This window comes from Aeromonas sp. CU5, assembly GCF_002586745.1.
Classification (GTDB): Bacteria; Pseudomonadota; Gammaproteobacteria; order Enterobacterales; family Aeromonadaceae; genus Aeromonas; species Aeromonas sobria.
Genome location: NZ_CP023817.1, coordinates 3,086,554 through 3,103,351 on the forward strand (window position 1 = coordinate 3,086,554; position 16,798 = coordinate 3,103,351).

18 protein-coding genes are annotated in these 16,798 nt (G+C 59.7%); 11 read left to right on the forward strand and 7 right to left on the reverse strand.

The window, feature by feature from the left end; all coding sequences use genetic code 11:
- Window positions 1-36 precede the first annotated feature (36 nt).
- Genes CK911_RS13680 through CK911_RS13690 form a run of 3 tightly spaced genes read left to right on the forward strand, consistent with a single transcriptional unit; the run spans window position 37 to window position 3,519 of the window.
- Window positions 37-1,308, forward strand: a complete 1,272-nt coding sequence (locus CK911_RS13680; RefSeq protein ID WP_098970591.1) for a PqiA/YebS family transporter subunit — start codon at window positions 37-39, stop codon at window positions 1,306-1,308.
- Entirely contained in the window at window positions 1,301-2,950 is a 1,650-nt protein-coding gene (pqiB, locus tag CK911_RS13685; protein WP_098970593.1) for an intermembrane transport protein PqiB, read from the forward strand. Before CK911_RS13680 ends, pqiB begins: the two co-directional genes overlap by 8 nt.
- Window positions 2,947-3,519 carry a membrane integrity-associated transporter subunit PqiC gene (locus CK911_RS13690; protein WP_098970595.1) on the forward strand — a complete coding sequence of 191 codons (573 nt, stop codon included), beginning with the start codon at window positions 2,947-2,949 and terminating at the stop codon, window positions 3,517-3,519. Before pqiB ends, CK911_RS13690 begins: the two co-directional genes overlap by 4 nt.
- 166 nt (window positions 3,520-3,685) lie before the next feature.
- Here the strand turns inward: CK911_RS13690 and rlmD are convergent, their stop codons facing one another.
- Window positions 3,686-5,038 carry a 23S rRNA (uracil(1939)-C(5))-methyltransferase RlmD gene (gene rlmD, locus CK911_RS13695; protein WP_098970597.1) on the reverse strand — a complete coding sequence of 451 codons (1,353 nt, stop codon included), beginning with the start codon at window positions 5,036-5,038 and terminating at the stop codon, window positions 3,686-3,688.
- 274 nt (window positions 5,039-5,312) lie between these two features.
- Here rlmD and CK911_RS13700 point away from each other — a divergent pair, with 274 nt between their 5' ends.
- Window positions 5,313-7,037, forward strand: coding sequence for a proline--tRNA ligase (locus CK911_RS13700; RefSeq protein ID WP_098970599.1), 1,725 nt, complete (start codon window positions 5,313-5,315; stop codon window positions 7,035-7,037).
- A 95-nt stretch (window positions 7,038-7,132) separates the two neighbouring features.
- On the opposite strand, the gene CK911_RS13705 is transcribed toward CK911_RS13700, so the two are convergent.
- The 3 genes from CK911_RS13705 to CK911_RS13715 all read right to left on the reverse strand — a co-directional run bounded on the left by CK911_RS13705 (window position 7,133) and on the right by CK911_RS13715 (window position 9,101).
- Complete coding sequence (locus tag CK911_RS13705) at window positions 7,133-7,813, reverse strand: SDR family oxidoreductase (protein ID WP_042019464.1); 681 nt, start codon at window positions 7,811-7,813, stop codon at window positions 7,133-7,135.
- A gap of 117 nt (window positions 7,814-7,930) precedes the next feature.
- Window positions 7,931-8,557 (reverse strand): TIGR04219 family outer membrane beta-barrel protein, encoded by a 627-nt coding sequence (locus CK911_RS13710; RefSeq protein WP_098970601.1) that lies wholly within the window; start codon window positions 8,555-8,557, stop codon window positions 7,931-7,933.
- Between the two features lie 94 nt (window positions 8,558-8,651).
- Window positions 8,652-9,101, reverse strand: coding sequence for a copper chaperone PCu(A)C (locus CK911_RS13715; protein WP_098970603.1), 450 nt, complete (start codon window positions 9,099-9,101; stop codon window positions 8,652-8,654).
- Window positions 9,102-9,191: 90 nt separating this feature from the next.
- Here CK911_RS13715 and CK911_RS13720 point away from each other — a divergent pair, with 90 nt between their 5' ends.
- Entirely contained in the window at window positions 9,192-9,941 is a 750-nt protein-coding gene (locus CK911_RS13720; protein ID WP_098970605.1) for an enoyl-CoA hydratase-related protein, read from the forward strand.
- 17 nt (window positions 9,942-9,958) lie between these two features.
- On the opposite strand, the gene CK911_RS13725 is transcribed toward CK911_RS13720, so the two are convergent.
- Window positions 9,959-10,387 (reverse strand): DUF2753 family protein, encoded by a 429-nt coding sequence (locus CK911_RS13725; RefSeq protein WP_068977623.1) that lies wholly within the window; start codon window positions 10,385-10,387, stop codon window positions 9,959-9,961.
- A gap of 279 nt (window positions 10,388-10,666) precedes the next feature.
- Between CK911_RS13725 and CK911_RS13730 the strand changes: the two genes are divergently transcribed.
- A complete protein-coding gene (locus CK911_RS13730; RefSeq protein ID WP_098970607.1) occupies window positions 10,667-11,326 on the forward strand; it encodes a CatB-related O-acetyltransferase in 660 nt (219 codons plus the stop codon).
- Window positions 11,327-11,428: 102 nt separating this feature from the next.
- Here the strand turns inward: CK911_RS13730 and CK911_RS13735 are convergent, their stop codons facing one another.
- A complete protein-coding gene (locus tag CK911_RS13735; protein ID WP_042019456.1) occupies window positions 11,429-12,130 on the reverse strand; it encodes a ParB-like protein in 702 nt (233 codons plus the stop codon).
- Between the two features lie 183 nt (window positions 12,131-12,313).
- Here CK911_RS13735 and CK911_RS13740 point away from each other — a divergent pair, with 183 nt between their 5' ends.
- Complete coding sequence (locus tag CK911_RS13740; RefSeq protein ID WP_098970609.1) at window positions 12,314-13,918, forward strand: ABC transporter substrate-binding protein; 1,605 nt, start codon at window positions 12,314-12,316, stop codon at window positions 13,916-13,918.
- Between the two features lie 130 nt (window positions 13,919-14,048).
- A complete protein-coding gene (locus CK911_RS13745; protein WP_098970611.1) occupies window positions 14,049-14,363 on the forward strand; it encodes a hypothetical protein in 315 nt (104 codons plus the stop codon).
- A gap of 109 nt (window positions 14,364-14,472) precedes the next feature.
- On the opposite strand, the gene dusA is transcribed toward CK911_RS13745, so the two are convergent.
- Window positions 14,473-15,474, reverse strand: a complete 1,002-nt coding sequence (gene dusA / locus CK911_RS13750) for a tRNA dihydrouridine(20/20a) synthase DusA (protein WP_098970614.1) — start codon at window positions 15,472-15,474, stop codon at window positions 14,473-14,475.
- A gap of 138 nt (window positions 15,475-15,612) precedes the next feature.
- Here dusA and zur point away from each other — a divergent pair, with 138 nt between their 5' ends.
- Genes zur through CK911_RS13765 form a run of 3 tightly spaced genes read left to right on the forward strand, consistent with a single transcriptional unit; the run spans window position 15,613 to window position 16,757 of the window.
- On the forward strand, window positions 15,613-16,071 hold the full coding sequence (zur, locus tag CK911_RS13755; RefSeq protein WP_005335805.1) for a zinc uptake transcriptional repressor Zur: 459 nt from the start codon (window positions 15,613-15,615) through the stop codon (window positions 16,069-16,071).
- Complete coding sequence (locus CK911_RS13760; RefSeq protein ID WP_016351979.1) at window positions 16,061-16,522, forward strand: chemotaxis protein CheX; 462 nt, start codon at window positions 16,061-16,063, stop codon at window positions 16,520-16,522. Before zur ends, CK911_RS13760 begins: the two co-directional genes overlap by 11 nt.
- 4 nt (window positions 16,523-16,526) lie before the next feature.
- Window positions 16,527-16,757 (forward strand): hypothetical protein, encoded by a 231-nt coding sequence (locus CK911_RS13765; RefSeq protein ID WP_098970616.1) that lies wholly within the window; start codon window positions 16,527-16,529, stop codon window positions 16,755-16,757.
- Window positions 16,758-16,798 lie beyond the last annotated feature (41 nt).

Below are 16,798 nucleotides of genomic sequence, written 5' to 3' on the forward strand. Positions count from 1 at the left end.
TCTGGCTCTATTACGTGCCTTATCTGGGGTTTTATCTTGCATCCGGTTTCACACCAACACCACACCACCTATGTCCATGATGCCACTGCCTGCGAAGAGTGTGATCTGCTGATACCGGCCACACCGCTCGAGGTAGGCCAGGCCAGCTGCTGTCCCCGTTGCGGACACACGCTCAGTCGTTACCTGCCACAGCAAGAGCTGCGCCCTATCGCCTATGGTTTCGCGGCGCTCATCATGTTCGTGCTCGCCAACGCCTTTACCTTTATGTCCTTCTCGGCCAAAGGGATCGGCCAGGAGATGACCTTTCTACAGAGCATCACCACCCTGGTGGATGAGGGCTATCTGTTTCTCGGCGCAGTGCTCAGTGTGACCCTGATCGGTTTGCCGCTGGTCTACATGGGCTCCATCATGCTGGTGCTGTGGCGTATCGATAAAGATCTGCACAGTAATGCCTTGCGCTCTCTCGGCCGCCTGCTTTGCCGGATCAAACCCTGGCTGATGGTGGATGTGTTTCTGGTGGGGGTACTGATCTCGCTGGTCAAGCTGATGGGGATGGCCGACATCAAGATGGGGCTGTCGTTCTGGGCCTTCGTCGGTTACACCCTGCTGCTGATCAAGATGATCTCCTCACTGGACCGGATGTGGCTATGGCAGCGGCTGTTCGGCCCCTCCGAGCCGCGCGACATCGATCCTGAAGCGGGCGCGCTGGCATCGGGCCTGGTGGGCTGCCATATCTGTGGCGCCCTGAGCGAGGTGGGCAGCCATAGCTGCGCCCGCTGCGGCGGTCACCTGCATGCGCGCAAACCCGGCGGCCTCAACCGCACCTGGGCACTGCTGTTTACCTCCGCCATTCTTTATGTACCCGCCAACCTCTATCCCATCATGAATACGGTGTTTCTCGGCGATGACAGTCCCTCCACCATTCTTGGCGGTGTGGTGCTGTTGTGGGCCATGGGCTCCTACCCAATTGCAGCCGTCATTTTCTTCGCCAGCGTGGTAGTGCCGCTGGTAAAAATAGTGGCGCTATTCTGGCTTTGCTATATGGTGCAGCGCGGCCATGCCGCCTCGCCGCTAGGCAAGCTCAAACTTTATCGTATGACTGAATTTGTCGGACGCTGGTCAATGATCGACGTCTTCGTGGTCGCCATCCTCGCTGGCCTGATCCGGCTCGACAATCTGATGACTATCTATCCTGGCCCTGCGGCCGTTGCATTTGCAGGCGTGGTATTGATCACCATGGTCGCCGCCATGAGTTTCGATGCCCGCTTGATCTGGGATTTACAACAAGGAGACCCCGAACGTGAATGAGCGTAAAAAAAGGTGGAAACCGGGCTCTGATTTTATGAGCTCTGCTGCCGCAATCTGGATGGTGCCTCTGCTGGCGCTGTTCATCGGTCTCTGGATGCTGTTCCAGCACTGGTACTCCCAGGGCCCCAGCTTCACCCTGACAGTCGCCACTGCCGAAGGCATTGTGGCGGGCAAGACGGTGATCCGCTCCCGCGAGGTCGATGTCGGCCGAATTGAAGCGGTCGAACTGAGCGATGACTACAGCCACGCGGTGCTGCGGGGGCGACTAAGCAATGCTGCGGCAGGCATGCTGCGCGGTGACAGCCAGTTCTGGGTGGTCAAGCCACGGGTGGGTCGTGAAGGGGTCTCCGGCCTCGGCACCCTGCTCTCCGGTGCCTATATCGAACTCTCCACCGGCAAGAAAGGGCGGGCACTGGACGAGTACGCCATGCTCGACAAACCGCCGCTCGCCTCCCTTGATGCCAAGGGACTGCGCCTCACCCTCAACAGTCGCGACACCCGCGCGCTGAGCGAAGGCTCGCCCATCAACTATCAGGGCTTCACCATAGGTCAGGTGGAAGAAGCGAAGTTCCTGCCAGAAAAGAGCGAGATGCAGTATCAAATCTTCATCAATGCCCCTTATGACATTCTGGTCAGCAGCAACTCCCGCTTCTGGCTGACGCCGGGCTTCGAAGTCTCCATGAGCAGTGAAGGGATGAAGGTGAAGATGGATTCATTGGAGAGCCTGCTCGACGGCGGCATCACCATGGGTCTGCCACCCGGCTGGTCGCCCGGTGAACTCGTTACCAAGATGGAAAATTTCACCCTGTTCCAGGATGAGGCGAGCGTGCTGGCCGGTAGTCTGGATCAGTTCATCGACTACGTCTTCCTGTTCGATGACAACGTGGGTGGCCTGCACCCGGGCGCCGCCGTGCAGTATCGTGGCATCAGGGTCGGTACCGTCATCTCTGCCCCCTACCTCATCGAGGACAAGGGCGTGCAGATCTTCAAGAGCCGCCAGATCCCGGTGCTGGCCCGCATCGAAGTGCAACGCCTCTCCCACCGCTATGCCAAGGCGGAGAAAGATCAGTGGCGCGCCCTGTTCGGCAAGCAGTTCAAGGAGGGGTTGCGTGCCAGCCTCAAGACCTCGAGCCTGCTGACCGGTGGCAAGATCATCGATCTCAACTTCTACCCGGATGCACCACGCTTCGAGCAGGCCAAGCTGGCCGGCTATCAGGTCTTCCCCACCGTACAGGGCGGACTGGACCAGATCGAGCGCAAGGTAAACACCATCCTCGACAAGTTTGTCGACATGGATATGGCGACCACCCTGGCCAAGGTCAACGGGTCACTCTCCACCCTGGATGGCACCCTGAAGAACATCGGGGCGGTCAGCGCCAACCTGAACAAGCTCACCGCCAAGGATGCAACCCAGCAGCTACCGGCATCGCTTAACGAGAGCCTCAAGCAGCTGCAGGAGACCTTGCAGGCCTATGATGCCCAGTCACAGACCAATCAGGACCTGCGTCAGTCGGTGCAGACCCTCAATCAGTTGATGCGTGAACTGCAGCCGCTGGTGCACTCCCTCAACGAGCAGCCAAGCTCGCTGATCTTCGATCGCGCGCATCCATCGGACCCTGAGCCCAAGCGAGGCAAACAATGAAAAAACAGATCCTGACGCTGGCCCTGCTGGGCCTGCTGGCGGGTTGTAGCAACAGCCAACCGAGCCTGCACTACTACTCGCTCGATGCCGACAGCCCGCAGCCGGTCGCCGCAGCGGCCAAACCGCAGCACCAGCTGGTGCTGCGCCCGATCAGCCTCGCCAGTCAGCTCGACCGGATCAGCCTGGTCTATCAACTGGAAGGGCAAGAGCTGCACTTCACCGAGTATCACCGCTGGGCTGGCTCGCTGGACGACCAGCTCAACCAGCTCACCCTCAATGGCCTCTCGACCCGGCTGCCGGGCTGGGTGGTACGGCAGGATGGCGCCCGCAAGGGGCCGGTGCTGACCATTCTGGTGGAGCGCTTTCAGGGCCGTCATGACGGCAGCGCCGTGTTGAGCGGCCGCTGGCGACTACTGGCGGAAGATGGCACCGTGCTGCGCGATGCCCCCTTCCGTCAGGAGCGGGTACTGCCCGCCGATGGCTACAACGCGCTGGTGAACGAACTGGGTCAGGGCTGGCAACAGCTGCTCGACCAGATCGCCAGCGAGGTGCGCCAGAGCGCCAGCTAACCGGTCTACCCCGGATTGCAGATATAAAAAAACGACGCCAGCTGGCGTCGTTTTTTTATGGGAGCGTGTCAGGCTCAGTTCTTGGCGGGCAGGCTCAGGCGAGCAACCGCTTCCACATGCATGGCGTGGAGGGGGAACATGTCAATCGCTCCGCGCCAATGCCCGATCACGCTTTCGCTGGCAAACTCAGGCGAGCGACAGCCTCGACATGCATGGAGTGCGGGAACATATCGACCGGCTGTACCTCGTCCAGCACGAAGCCCTGCTTGACCAGCCACGCCAGATCGCGGGCCAGAGTCTGCGGGTTGCAGGAGACATAGACCAACCGACGGGGCGCCATGGCCACCAGCGTCTGCAGCACCGCCTTGTCACAACCTTTGCGGGGCGGATCCAGCACCACCACATCAGCGGTCACGCCCTGAGCGTGCAGCTCGGGCATCAACTGCTCGGCCTTGCCGACGTGGAATTCGGTGTGCTCGATGCCGTTGAGGGCGGCGTTGCGACGGGCATCGCTGATGGCGCTCTCCACCGACTCGATCCCCACCACCTTGGCGGCCTTGCCAGCCAGGAACAGAGAGATGGTGCCGATACCGCAATAGATGTCGAACACCGTCTCGTTGCCGGTCAGCTCGGCATATTCGAGGGCGCTGGAGTAGAGCACATCGGTCTGGGTCGGGTTGTTTTGGAAGAAGGAGAGCGGCGAGATCTCGAACTCGAGTTCGTGGATCTTGTCGCGGATAACCCCTTCGCCCAGCAGCACCCGGTTGGTGGCGCCCAGAATGCGGTTGGTGCGCTCATCGTTGATGTTCTGTACCAGAGTGGTGATCGGCAGATCGCTCAAGCTTGCCAGCAGCTCGGCTTCGAACGGCAGCGCGTCACCCAGGGTCACCAGCACCACCATCAGCTCGCCGCTCTTGAAGCCCTTACGGGTCATCAGGTTGCGCACGCAGCCGGTGTGGTTCACTTCGTCATAGGCGGCGATGTCATGCTCGCGCATCCAGTTGCGCACCCGGGCATTAAGCTCTACGTGCAGTGAATCCTGCACCGCGCAGTCATCGGCAGTGATCAGGTCATGGGAGTGCTTGCGATAAAAACCGATCTCGGCACCGGCTTCGCAGCCACGCACCGCGTATTGGGCCTTGTTGCGGTAGGCGAATGGGCTCTCCATACCGAGGATCGGGTTGACCTTGGTCTCCCCCAGCCCAACCTGCTCCAGTGCGCTCTGCACTAGTGCCTGCTTGAGCTTGAGCTGGGCCGGATAGGCCAGCGGGCGCACCTGACAGCCACCGCATTCGGTGTTGGGGCAGAAATCGGCAACCCGATCGGCAGAGGGCTGGAGCAGCTCGGTGACCTTGCCATGCAGATAGTTCGGCTTGACCTCGGTCAGCTCCACCAGCGCCTGCTCACCGGGCAGCAGACCTTCGACAAACAGGGGGCGATCGAACAGGCGTCCTTTGCCATCTCCTTTGTCGGTCAGTTCCAGGATCTCGATCTGGTGTTGATGTCCCACTAACGGCATGAGCGGCTCCAAAAATACAAAAATGGGGGGTGATGGACGCGGCACAGCCATGCCCATCGAGAAAAGGTGGCAGAGTTTAGCGGAGATCCGGCCAAATTGCAGGCATAAAAAGCCTGCGTGTTGTAATGGTTGTGGCGCCTGGCCATCTGCCGAGCCCTGTTACCTTTCAGGGCTGCGTTAAATTTAGCCCTTGGGCCGCAACGCCCAGCCTGTTAAAATTCCGCCCTTGAATTTATCCAGGGCCCAGCGCCCGTCTTAGCTAAGGTCTACCGCGATGCGTACCAGCCAATATCTGCTTTCCACTCTCAAGGAAACCCCCTCCGACGCTGAAGTTGTCAGCCACCAGCTGATGCTGCGCGCCGGGATGATCCGTAAACTGGCCTCCGGCATGTATGCCTGGTTGCCAACCGGTCTGCGGGTACTGAAAAAAATCGAGAACATTGTTCGCGAAGAGATGAACAATGCTGGTGCCATCGAAGTCTCCATGCCGGTGGTACAACCCGCCGAGCTGTGGCAAGAGTCAGGCCGCTGGGATGACTACGGTCCCGAGCTGTGCCGTCTGACCGATCGTCATAATCGCCCCTTCGTACTGGGCCCGACCCACGAAGAGGTGATCACCTCGCTGGTCCGTTACGAAGTGAACAGCTACAAGCAGCTGCCGCTCAACCTCTACCAGATCCAGACCAAGTTCCGCGACGAAGTGCGCCCCCGTTTCGGCGTAATGCGTGGCCGCGAGTTCCTGATGAAGGATGCCTACTCCTTCCACATCGACAAAGCCTCGCTGATCGATACCTATGAGCGGATGCACGCCGCCTACTGCACCGCCTTCACCCGCATGGGTCTGAACTTCCGTCCGGTGCAGGCCGATACCGGCTCCATCGGCGGTACCGGTTCCCACGAATTCCAGGTGCTGGCCGAGAGCGGTGAAGACCTGATCGCCTTCTCCGACAGCTCCGAGTACGCCGCCAACATCGAGATGGCCGAAGCGCTGGCACCGGCTGGTGAGCGCGCTGCCGCTACCGCAGCCCTGACCAAGGTCGCCACCCCGGCTGTTCACACCATCGACGAAGTGGCCGCCTTCCTGAGCGTGGCACCGACCGCCATCGCCAAGACCCTGCTGGTACTGGCAGAGGAAGATGAGCACGGCAAGCAGGCCGTCATCGCGCTGGTACTACGTGGCGACCACGAGCTGAACGAAATCAAGGCCGAGAAGCTGGCTGGCGTCGCCAACCCGCTCACCTTCGCCAACGACGAGCAGATTAAAGCTGCCGCCGGTTGCGATGCAGGCTCCATCGGCCCGGTCGGCTTTGCCGGTCGCATCATCGTCGATCGCAGCGCCGCCCATCTGGCGGACTTCGTCTGCGGCGCCAACGAGACCGGTTTCCACCTGACCGGTGCCAACTGGGATCGCGACATCACCGCTTACGAAGTTGCCGACCTGCGCAACGTAGTAGAAGGCGACCCGAGCCCGTGCGGCCAGGGCAAGCTGCTGCTCAAGCGCGGTATCGAAGTGGGCCACATCTTCCAGCTGGGTACCAAGTACTCCGAAGCGATGAAGGCGAGCGTACTGAACGAGGGTGGCAAGTCCGTCACCATGGAGATGGGTTGCTACGGTATCGGGGTTTCCCGTCTGGTGGCTGCCGCCATCGAGCAGAACAACGACCAGTACGGCATCATCTGGCCGGAAGCTATCGCCCCGTTCGAAGTAGCTATCGTGCCGATGAACATGCACAAATCCGAGCGCGTGGCCGAGCAGGCTCAGCAGTTCTACGCCGAGCTGAAAGCGGCTGGTGTGGATGTACTGTTCGACGACCGTAAAGAACGCCCGGGCGTGATGTTCGCCGACATGGAGCTGCTGGGTGTGCCGCACGCCATCGTCATCGGCGATCGCAGCCTCGACAACGGTGTGGTGGAGTACAAGTGCCGCCGCTCCGGCGAGAAGCAGGAAGTGGCCATTGGCGACATCATCGCCATGCTCAAGGCCAAGCTGGGCCGTTAATTTCGCCCCCTTGCCAAGATAAAAAAAGCGCGCCATTTGGCGCGCTTTTTGTTTCTGCTTTCTCTGACAACCGCAACCAGATGGCGGGCTTCGCCTCAGGGATTGCGACCGATAAAGAGGTCGGTCACGTGGCAACTGCTTCTGGCTTCCAGCGCGTCGAGCATATAGGCCGCCGCATCTTCCGGGGTCATGAAACCGCTCGGGTCCACGTGATCCGAGTTATCCCAGAATTCGCTGCGGATCCCGCTCGGGTAGAGGTTGACCAGCCGCAGCGGCGAGCCTTTCAGCTCGGCGCGCAACGACTCCAGAAAGCCGCGCATCCCCCATTTGGAGGCGCAGTAGAGGCTCTCGTTGGCCTTGCCCACCTGCGCGGCGGAGGAGAGCACATTAGCCAGCACTCCGCCTTTCTCGCCGATGAGCCGCACCGTCTGCTGGGCCACCAGAATGGTGGAGATGAGATTGCTCTCCACCACCCGGCGGATCTGCTCGGCGGTGTAGACACCGACCGGGCCGAATTCGCCCACCCCGGCGCAGTGCAGCACCAGCTCGGGCAAGCCGCCCCACTCCACCGCAGCGGCGAAGGCGACATCGACCTCTTCATGGTGCGCCAGATCGGCAGCGATGCCGATCACCGCGCTGCCGAGCAGTTGTTCCTGTTCCTGCAGTCGCTGATAACGGCGCCCCATCATGGAAACCTGATGGCCCCGCTCAACCAGACCTATGGTCAGGGCCCGGCCCAGACCGGAACCGGCGCCAGTCACTATGATGTGCCCCATTATCCCTCCTCGTTGCCAGCTGACGGCCTGATTGGACAGTAAACTCACCATCCATACACCAGCTGACCGTCAATGCGCTGCTCGATGTTGGCAACGCGTCGTCAGACCACAGTCAGATTAGAAGGTGAATTCGCCGCCCATGAACCAGCCGTCGATAGACTGATCGATGTTGTCGAAGTCGACCTTGGCTTCACGCCAGCCAGCGCGCAGCTTGATCGGCATGGAGGAGAACTTGTAAGAACCACCCAGACGGTAGTCATAGTTGTCCGCATCGTGGGTACGCAGGTCGCCGAAGAAGGCGAAACCGGTGCGAGGAATGTTTACTTCGCCGCCAGCATAGGCCATCAGGGTATCTTCTTTATAACCCTGGCGACCCCAGGTTACCTGCTCACCATCGTAGTGACGGCCGGTCATGCCCAGATCGATCTTGAACAGATCGTTGTTGAACAGACGGTAGTAGAGGCTCAGATCGTAGGCGGTCAGGTCGTTTTTGAAGACGCCACCGGAGGTGCTGAAATCGGAGATTTCAAACTTGGCGTTCGGCAGGAAGATGATGCCGTGTTCCAGCTGCAGATAGCCGTTCCAGTTGTAGTTGTCATCGTAGTTGGTGCTGCGGTTATAGGCCTGACCACTACCCTGAGAAGCCCATACATCCGCACCGGCAACAAAACGCCAGTCGTTAGCGGCCATGGCACCCTGGCTGCACAGAGCCAATACAACACCGGCAATCAGCGTCTTTTTCATTACGTCACTTCCTCTTGCATACATGGAAAGGGCACTATTTTACTCGGTGCAGCCAAAATACCCAGCGGGAATCCTGAACAAACGACGACAAATGTCAGTGCTTCATATGCTTCATGCCTGCCATCGGCTCAATCGGCTTCACCGGCAGTGACAGATCCAGCTTCTGACCATCGTCCATGGTGAGGGTCAGCGGCATGGGAGTCTGCTCGGAGAGAGCACCCACCTCGAACAGCATGATGTGCAGGCTGCCCGGTTTCAGCACCGCTTCGCCCTTGGCCGGGATCTCGATGTTCTCGACCTGACGCATCTTCATCACGCCATTTTCGTGCAGGTGAGTGTGCAGCTCGGCACGCCCGGCCGCAGCAGAAGCCGCCGCCACCAGCTTGACCGGCTGGTCGGCGTCATTCTTGAGCACCATAAAGGCGGCGGTGTTGGGGGAGCCCGGCGGCAACAGCCGCACATAGCCGTCGACCGCCTCGACCTTGGCCAGTGCCGGCGCCGTCATACCCAGTACCAGCAGAGAATAAAACGCACGTTTAAACATGGTTGAAATCCTTTTATGATGTTGTTAAACGGCAGCAAGGTTACCCCAGCGGCAACCTTTTTTGCACCTTTCAATAACAAGGATTTAGACATGGCCCCCATTCTCATTGCCGAGCAGCAGGATGGCTTGCTCACCCTGACCCTCAACCGCCCCGACAAGCGCAACGCCCTCAATACCGAGCTGTATGAGCAACTGGTGGCGGCGCTGCGAGAGGCGGCGGCCGATGACGAGGTGCATGTCCTGTTATTGCAGGGGCAGCACGACTGCTTTACCGCGGGCAATGATCTGGCCGACTTTATGGGCAAGAGCTCACTGGAGCCCGACGACCCTATCCTGCAGTTTCTCCACACCCTTGCCGATTTCCCCAAACCTGTGGTCGCCGCCGTTGCGGGTCCGGCGGTGGGGATCGGCACCACCATCCTGCTGCACTGCGATCTGGTCTATCTGGGGGATAACGCCCGCTTGCAGCTTCCCTTTGTCGAGCTGGGACTGGTGCCAGAGTTTGCCTCCAGCCTGCTGCTGCCGCGTCTGGTGGGTCACCTCAAGGCGGCGGAGCTGTTGCTGCTGGCCGAGGCGATTGATGCCGAAGAAGCGCTGCGACTCGGGCTCGCCAACAAGGTGGTGGCGGCTGATGGAGTGCTCTCCTTTGCCCGCGAGCAGGGGCTGAAGCTGGCGGCCAAACCGCCCAGAGCGCTACAAAAGAGCAAGGCGCTGCTGAAACAGGAGCTCAAACAGGCGGTGCACTTTGTAATCGATCTGGAGGCGCGCGCCTTCGCACAGGCACTGCAAGGGGAAGAGGCGCAGCAGCGCATCGCCCAGAAACTCAAACGGCGAGGCTGAGCCGCGCCCACATCCGCTCAGTTGAGACGAAAACGGCCGATCAGCTCGCAACCCTGCACCTTGTCCTGCAACTGGATCAGCCGGGCAATTTCCGGATTGGGGTGGCGCTTGAGGAAGGCGAGCAAGGCACCACGACAGCAACCCAGCTCGCTGATCAGTGCCTCGCACTCCCGGTTCGGGCATTGTGGCACCAGCGCCGTGACCAGCTCGGCGGCGAGCTTCAGGTAGCGCAACTCGTAAGTCGGCTCATCCATCGCCCGCCAGAAATCGGCCAGCCGGTGACAGGTGGCGACCCGCATGGTGGCCAGCTCGGTCAACTCGACCTGGGTCATCTCGTAAACATCCCCCAGCGCCTGCTGATAAAAGCAGATCGCCGCCCCCAGCGAACCGGCCTGCCAGGCTCGATCAGCCTCCAGCATGTATCGTTGCCAACTTTGCGGTGTCATCTCGCGCTCCCGGGTCCGTCATTGTGGGAGTGTTATCATGGCTAATTGAGAATAAATATCAACCAGAGGGTTAGTGCAGGATCTCTCCGCAGCCTTGGCAAACCGGACGCCCGACCTTATGATCATGCCCTTTCCCCTTCTTTGGAGCACACCACAATGCGACCTCGCCTCCCGCAGATGCTGGGCTGCTCCCTGCTCTGCGTGCCCCGCATGCTGGTCTGGATCTATTAGCTGCGCTCACCCGCACGCAACCAATCCATTCAGCAAAGGAGTACCAACATGAACACCTGCCAACACTGGTCGCAGGTCGAATACTTGCACCTGACGGTGACCAACCCCAATATCTGCCTCAAGGGGCAGCACAGCTACTACTCGGGTGCCTGGGATGGCCCCTTCGAAGAGGTGGCGGTGCGCTACCTCCATGGCGACCGCTTCAGCCTCCATCCCGATACCGGCTGGGAGCCGCTCTGGCATATCGACCGGCTCCATATCGGCGACTATGTGCAGATTGCCGCCGGGGTGAAGATCATCATGGGGGGCAACCACACCCACAACACCGCCTTCATCAGCACCTATCCGTTCGCCGATCTGGCAGCGCTCAAGCGCAGCTACCGCCCCGCCGGTGATACCCGCATCGGCAACGATGTCTGGATCGGCATGGAGGCGATGATCATGCCCGGTGTCACCATCGGCGATGGTGCCATCATCGCCGCCCGCTCGCTGGTCAATCAGGATGTACCGCCCTATGCCATGGTGGCGGGTACCCCGGCCAGGGTGGTGCGGATGCGCTTTGACGAGGAGGAGATTGCCCGGTTACAGGCCCTCGCCTGGTGGGATTGGCCAAACGAGCAGGTCAACGCCCTGTTGCCGCTGATCCAGCAAGGTGAAGTCGCCCTGCTTGAGCAGGCGGCCGCCCGCTGGCATCAGCGCCATGAGTGACCACCGCTAACCAGTAGCTAACAAGCTGACAGCAGAAGGGCGACCCCAGGGTCGCCCTCTTTCATCTTTGACATGCATGAGATGCCGTCATCGCTCATCCAGTCACTGCACCGTTTTGGATTGACTACACTGCTTGCCGGGATAGCCGGGCAGATCCTTGGCATCGCTGCCACAGGCAAGCCGTTTGGCCTGTTGCAGCCGGGCCGCCAGATTGGCGCTGTCCACCGGCATCCACTGCATCTGCTTGCCGAGCCAGCTGGCCCAGGCAAACTCGACGAAATATACCTGCTTGTCCTTGCTGAAGTAGCCCGCATCCTGCAGCAGTCCGGCGAGGGTGCGATAGGGATAATCAGACAGCTTGTCGATGCTGGTCGGCAACTGCTCCGGGGTCAGCGGCTGCCCCTTTTCATCCTTGAGCCAGGCCCAGTGGTTGTTCTGCATCTGGCTCCAGAAATTGTCTTTATCCTGCAGGCGACCTATCACCTTGACCCGGGCCTCTGTGACACCTTGTTGCCACAGCGCCTTGGTCAGATGATGCCGATCCACTAGCCAGTAGCCGCCATCCGGCGCAATCACCACGGGGATCTCTTTCTTTTTCATCAACTTGTCGAGCTGCTTTGCGCTCATGCCCGCCAATGTAGCCTGGGTCTCATCGACCTGGATCTGGCCGACGCCCCCCTGAGTCGGGTGCAAGGCATCGATGCCGATCTCGCACCAGTTGCCCACCGCCGTCTCGCGCTGGCACGGGGCCAACGCCCAGGCACCCTGGCTCAACACACAGGCCAGCAATAACCATGCTTTCATCGTTTGATACTCCTTGCCACATTGAACTGCAGAGACACCCGCATGCCCCGCATCCCCGATTGGGGTTGAGAGCCAAATGCTGGCGGCCAGACCAGTAAACGGGATATCATGATTCCCCATCTGTCGGCGACATTTTATCGCCGAGTTTTCTCCCCGCTTCACACTATTTGAAGGATCCGACCCATGAAAGGATGGAGCCCCTTGCTGGCCCTGTTGGGCTGCGCCGCTGTTCAGGCTGCCGATATTCCCGCCGGAACACAACTCGCCGCCGAACAAATTGTCGTTCGCCACCTCAAGGATGAACCTGCAAGCCTGAGCCCGCTCAAGCTGGTCGGCTTGCCGGAGTTGCAGGTACTGCGGGATCTGTTCGAGGGGCTACTGACCCAGGGGCCGGATGGCAAACCGGTTGCCGGGGTGGCGGCAAGCTGGGAGAACAAGGGCAACCAGTTCTTTACCTTCCATCTGCGCCCGGATGCGCGCTGGTCCAACGGCGATCCGGTCAAGGCCGGCGACTTCGTCTACGGCTGGCGCAAGCTGGTCGACCCAAAAGAGGCAGCGACCTTCGCCTGGTTTGCCCAGCTGGCCCGTTTCGACAAGGTGGACGAGATAGTCGCTGGCAAATTGCCTGCCAGCGAGCTGGGGGTCAAGGCCCTTGATGACCACACTCTGCAGGTGACCCTCTCCCAGCCGGTGCCCTACTTCCTGAGCCTGCTTAGCCACCCCAGCCTGTCGCCGCTCCATCAGGCCAGCATAGAGCAGTACGGCAACCAGTGGACCCAACCCGGCAAACTGGTGGGTAACGGCGCCTTTGTGCTGAACAACCGGGTGGTCAACGAGAAGCTGGAGCTGACCCCCAACTCCTACTATTGGGATCGGGCCCATACCGCGCTGACCAAGGTGATCTTCATGCCGATCAATCAGGAGAGCGCGGCGACCAACCGCTACCTGGCTGGCGATCTGCATATCACCGAATCCTTCCCCAAAGAGCAGTACGACAAGCTGAAGCAGCAGATCCCGAATGAGGTCTATACCCCGGATCAGCTCGGCACCTACTACTACGCTTTCAATACCCGTCAGGCGCCACTGAACGATGTGCGGGTGCGCAAGGCGCTTTCCTACACCATCGACCGCGCCCTGATCGCCGACAAGGTGCTCGGCACCGGCGAGAAACCGGCTTATAACTTCACCCCGGATGTGACCGCCAGCTTCACTCCTGCCGCCAACCTGCTCTCCACCACCCAGCAGCCGGAGCTGGACAGCAAGGCCAAGGCCCTGCTCAAGGAGGCCGGTTACGGCCCGGACAAGCCGCTCAAGCTGACTCTGCTCTACAACACTGCAGAAATTCACAAGAAGATGGCGCTGGCCATCGCCAGCATGTGGAAACAGAAGCTGGGCGCCGAGGTCGAGCTGACCAATCAGGAGTGGAAAACCTATCTCGACAGCCGCCAAAGCGGACAGTTCGAGGTGATCCGCTCCTCCTGGGTGGCCGACTACAACGACCCCTCCGCCTTCCTCGGCCTGTGGGGCTCCCGTCACAGCGGCAACATGGCAGGCTTTGCCAATGCCCGTTATGACCAGCTGCTGGCAGAGGCGGCCAGCACTCAGGATGCCGCCAGCCGCAGCAAGCTGTTTGGCGAGGCGGAGGCGATCCTGCTGGATCAGGCCCCCATCGCCCCCATCTACCAGTACACCAATGCCCGCCTCATCAAGCCATGGCTCAAGGGCTACCCCATCAACAACCCGGAAGATGTGGCCTACAGCCGCCAGCTCTATCTCATCAAACACTGAGCTGGTAACCAAAGCTGAAACCAAAGAGGGCCGCCTGCGGGCGGCCCTTTTATTGGATACTGTTCATGCTCAAGTTTTAGGCATAAAATGCCGCCCTTCTAGTGAATCCCCCTCTGATCATCGGTTGAACATGCGTTATCTGTTACTGCTCCCCCTGTTGTGGACCCTGCCTGTGCAGGCCAATAGCGAATCCCAATGCCAGCAAGAGTTTGTCGACTGGATGCTGCACCAGCAGCAACAGTTCAGCGATCGCAAGTCTGACAAGATGGAGCGGCGCCGTGCCGAGCGCGCCATCGAGTTAGCCCGTCAGGAGTACGACAAGCAGGCCAGCTTCTGCCAGACCATGCAGCTGGTGCGCAACTACAAAGATGGCGATCCGCGCTTTAAACCGAGAACCGGTGAAATTCACGATTTCGCTGTGACTGAGAAAGATGAACGCAGCTAACCCCAGCCCAAAATGACATCATCACCGGCTATCGTCGCCAATAAAAATGCCAGTCATTGCGGACTGGCACTGTTCATTTGGTCATGTTGACCGGCGCTCTCCTGGCTGGTTACTGACCAGTCATGATCACCTGGGATTCAGCACAGCTAAACTCCGGCACCTTGGCCATGGCATCCAGCACCACCTGAATACCAGCGCCCGGTTTGCAGGCGTTTTCACTCAGGTGACGGCGCCAGGCGCGGGCCCCCTGCATGTTCTGGAACAGCCCCAGAATGTGGCGGGTCATGTGGGAGAGGTAGTTGCCCTTGGCCAGCTCCTGTTCGATATAAGGCAGCATCATCCGCACCACCTCGTGGCGACTCGGCACCGCGTTATTCTGGCCGAACACCAGGTTATCTACCTGCGCCAGAATGTAGGGGTTCTGATAGGCTTCGCGCCCCATCATGACGCCATCCACATGCTGCAGATGCTCGAGGGTCTGCTCCATGGAGGTGACGCCGCCGTTGAGGGCGATGGTCAGCTCGGGGTAATCCTGCTTGACCCGATAGACGCGGGGGTAATCAAGGGGCGGGATCTCGCGGTTCTCCCGCGGGCTCAGGCCGCTTAGCCAAGCCTTGCGCGCGTGCACAATAAAGGTATCGCAACCAGCATCGCGCACCTGTTCGATAAAGGCCTGCAAAAATTCGTAGGAGTCCTGATCGTCGATACCAATACGGGTCTTCACCGTCACCGGAATATCGACCACATCGCGCATCGCCTTGACGCAGTCAGCCACCAGCGCTGGTTCACCCATCAGGCAGGCGCCAAAGCGGCCATTTTGCACCCGATCTGAGGGGCAACCGACGTTGATGTTCACCTCGTCATAGCCGCGCTCCTCGGCCAGCTTGGCACAGCGCGCCAGATCGGCCGGATTACTGCCACCCAGTTGCAGGGAGATAGGGTGCTCCTGCTCGCTGTAACCCAGATAATCCCCCTTGCCGTGGATGATGGCGCCGGTGGTCACCATTTCGGTATAGAGCAAGGTCTGGCGACTCATCAGTCGATGAAAGTAACGGCAATGCCGATCAGTCCAGTCCAGCATGGGGGCGATGGAAAAACGCTGCGCCTGCATAAAAATCATCCGGGTTGGCTAAATAAAGGGGGCGGATTTTATCACAACGTGAAGCAGCCCCAGAAAATGAATTTTGCCACCGCGCCATGCGAAGCCCTGTGATAGTATCCGGCTAATAGAAAGGGTATCTGCGCGATCATGAATCAAGACCAACTTTTACAACGAGCCGAGCGACTCTGTATACAGCGAGGGATCCGCTTCACCCCGACCCGACGTCAGGTATTTCGCTTGCTGGCGGCACACGGCAACGCCATCAGCGCCTATGATTTGTTAGCCCAGCTGCAACAAACCGAAGCCAATGCCAAGCCGCCAACCGTCTATCGGGCGCTCGATTTTTTGCTCGAACAGGGCTTTGCTCACAAGGTGGAATCTCTCAACGCATTTATCTTCTGCTGCCACTTCGATCACGCTCACCCGATGCAGTTGTTGATCTGCGATGAGTGCGGGGATGTGGTCGAGCTTCACGATACGGCGATCGATAGCGCGTTTTCCGAGCAGGCCCACTTGCATGGTTTTACTATTACCAATAAGACAATAGAGGCACATGGCCAATGTGCTCGCTGTACGCCCACTGTAGGAAGTCATCATGAAGGCTGATTTTGTAAATCCGTTCCTGCTATCCCTGCTCAATGTGCTCTCGACCATGGCACAACTGGAACTCAAACCGGGCAAACCGAAACGCAAGATGGATGAGCTGGCACGCGGCGACGTCTCCGGCCTGATCGGCATGGTCGGCCCGCAAACCCGTGGCTCCCTCTCTATCAGCTTCGAGAAGGGTCTGGCGCTGGAGATCATGCGCCGCATGCTGGGTGAAGCCCCCGCCACCATCAACGAAGAAGTGACCGACATGGTGGGCGAGATCACCAACATGGTAACCGGTGGCGCCAAACGGATGCTGGGTGAGAAGGGTTACGAGTTTGACATGGCAACCCCTATCATCGTTTCCGGCCCCAATCACACCATCACCCACCGGGCCGATGGCACCAAGATCATGATGCCGTTCGAATCAGATTACGGCCGTGCCACCATCGAAATCTGCTTCGAGTAACCCTATGTGGAAAGCATTGAAATGGATTTTCATCTGCTGGGCCCTGCTGCTGATCCTGTCGGACATTCAGATCAGCACCTCCCTCTACAAGTACGAGGATAACCGGGTGCTCATCAACTTCCCGCGCTGGGAGGCCAAGGATCCTTGGGGTACTCTCGAGTGGCATGAGGGACGCATCAGCAGCCACTGGTATGGGCTGGAGGGAAAACCAAAACCGGTAGCCCCACAAATCTGAACCGTCAAATCGTTAGAAAATCACCAACGCAACAACAGAAG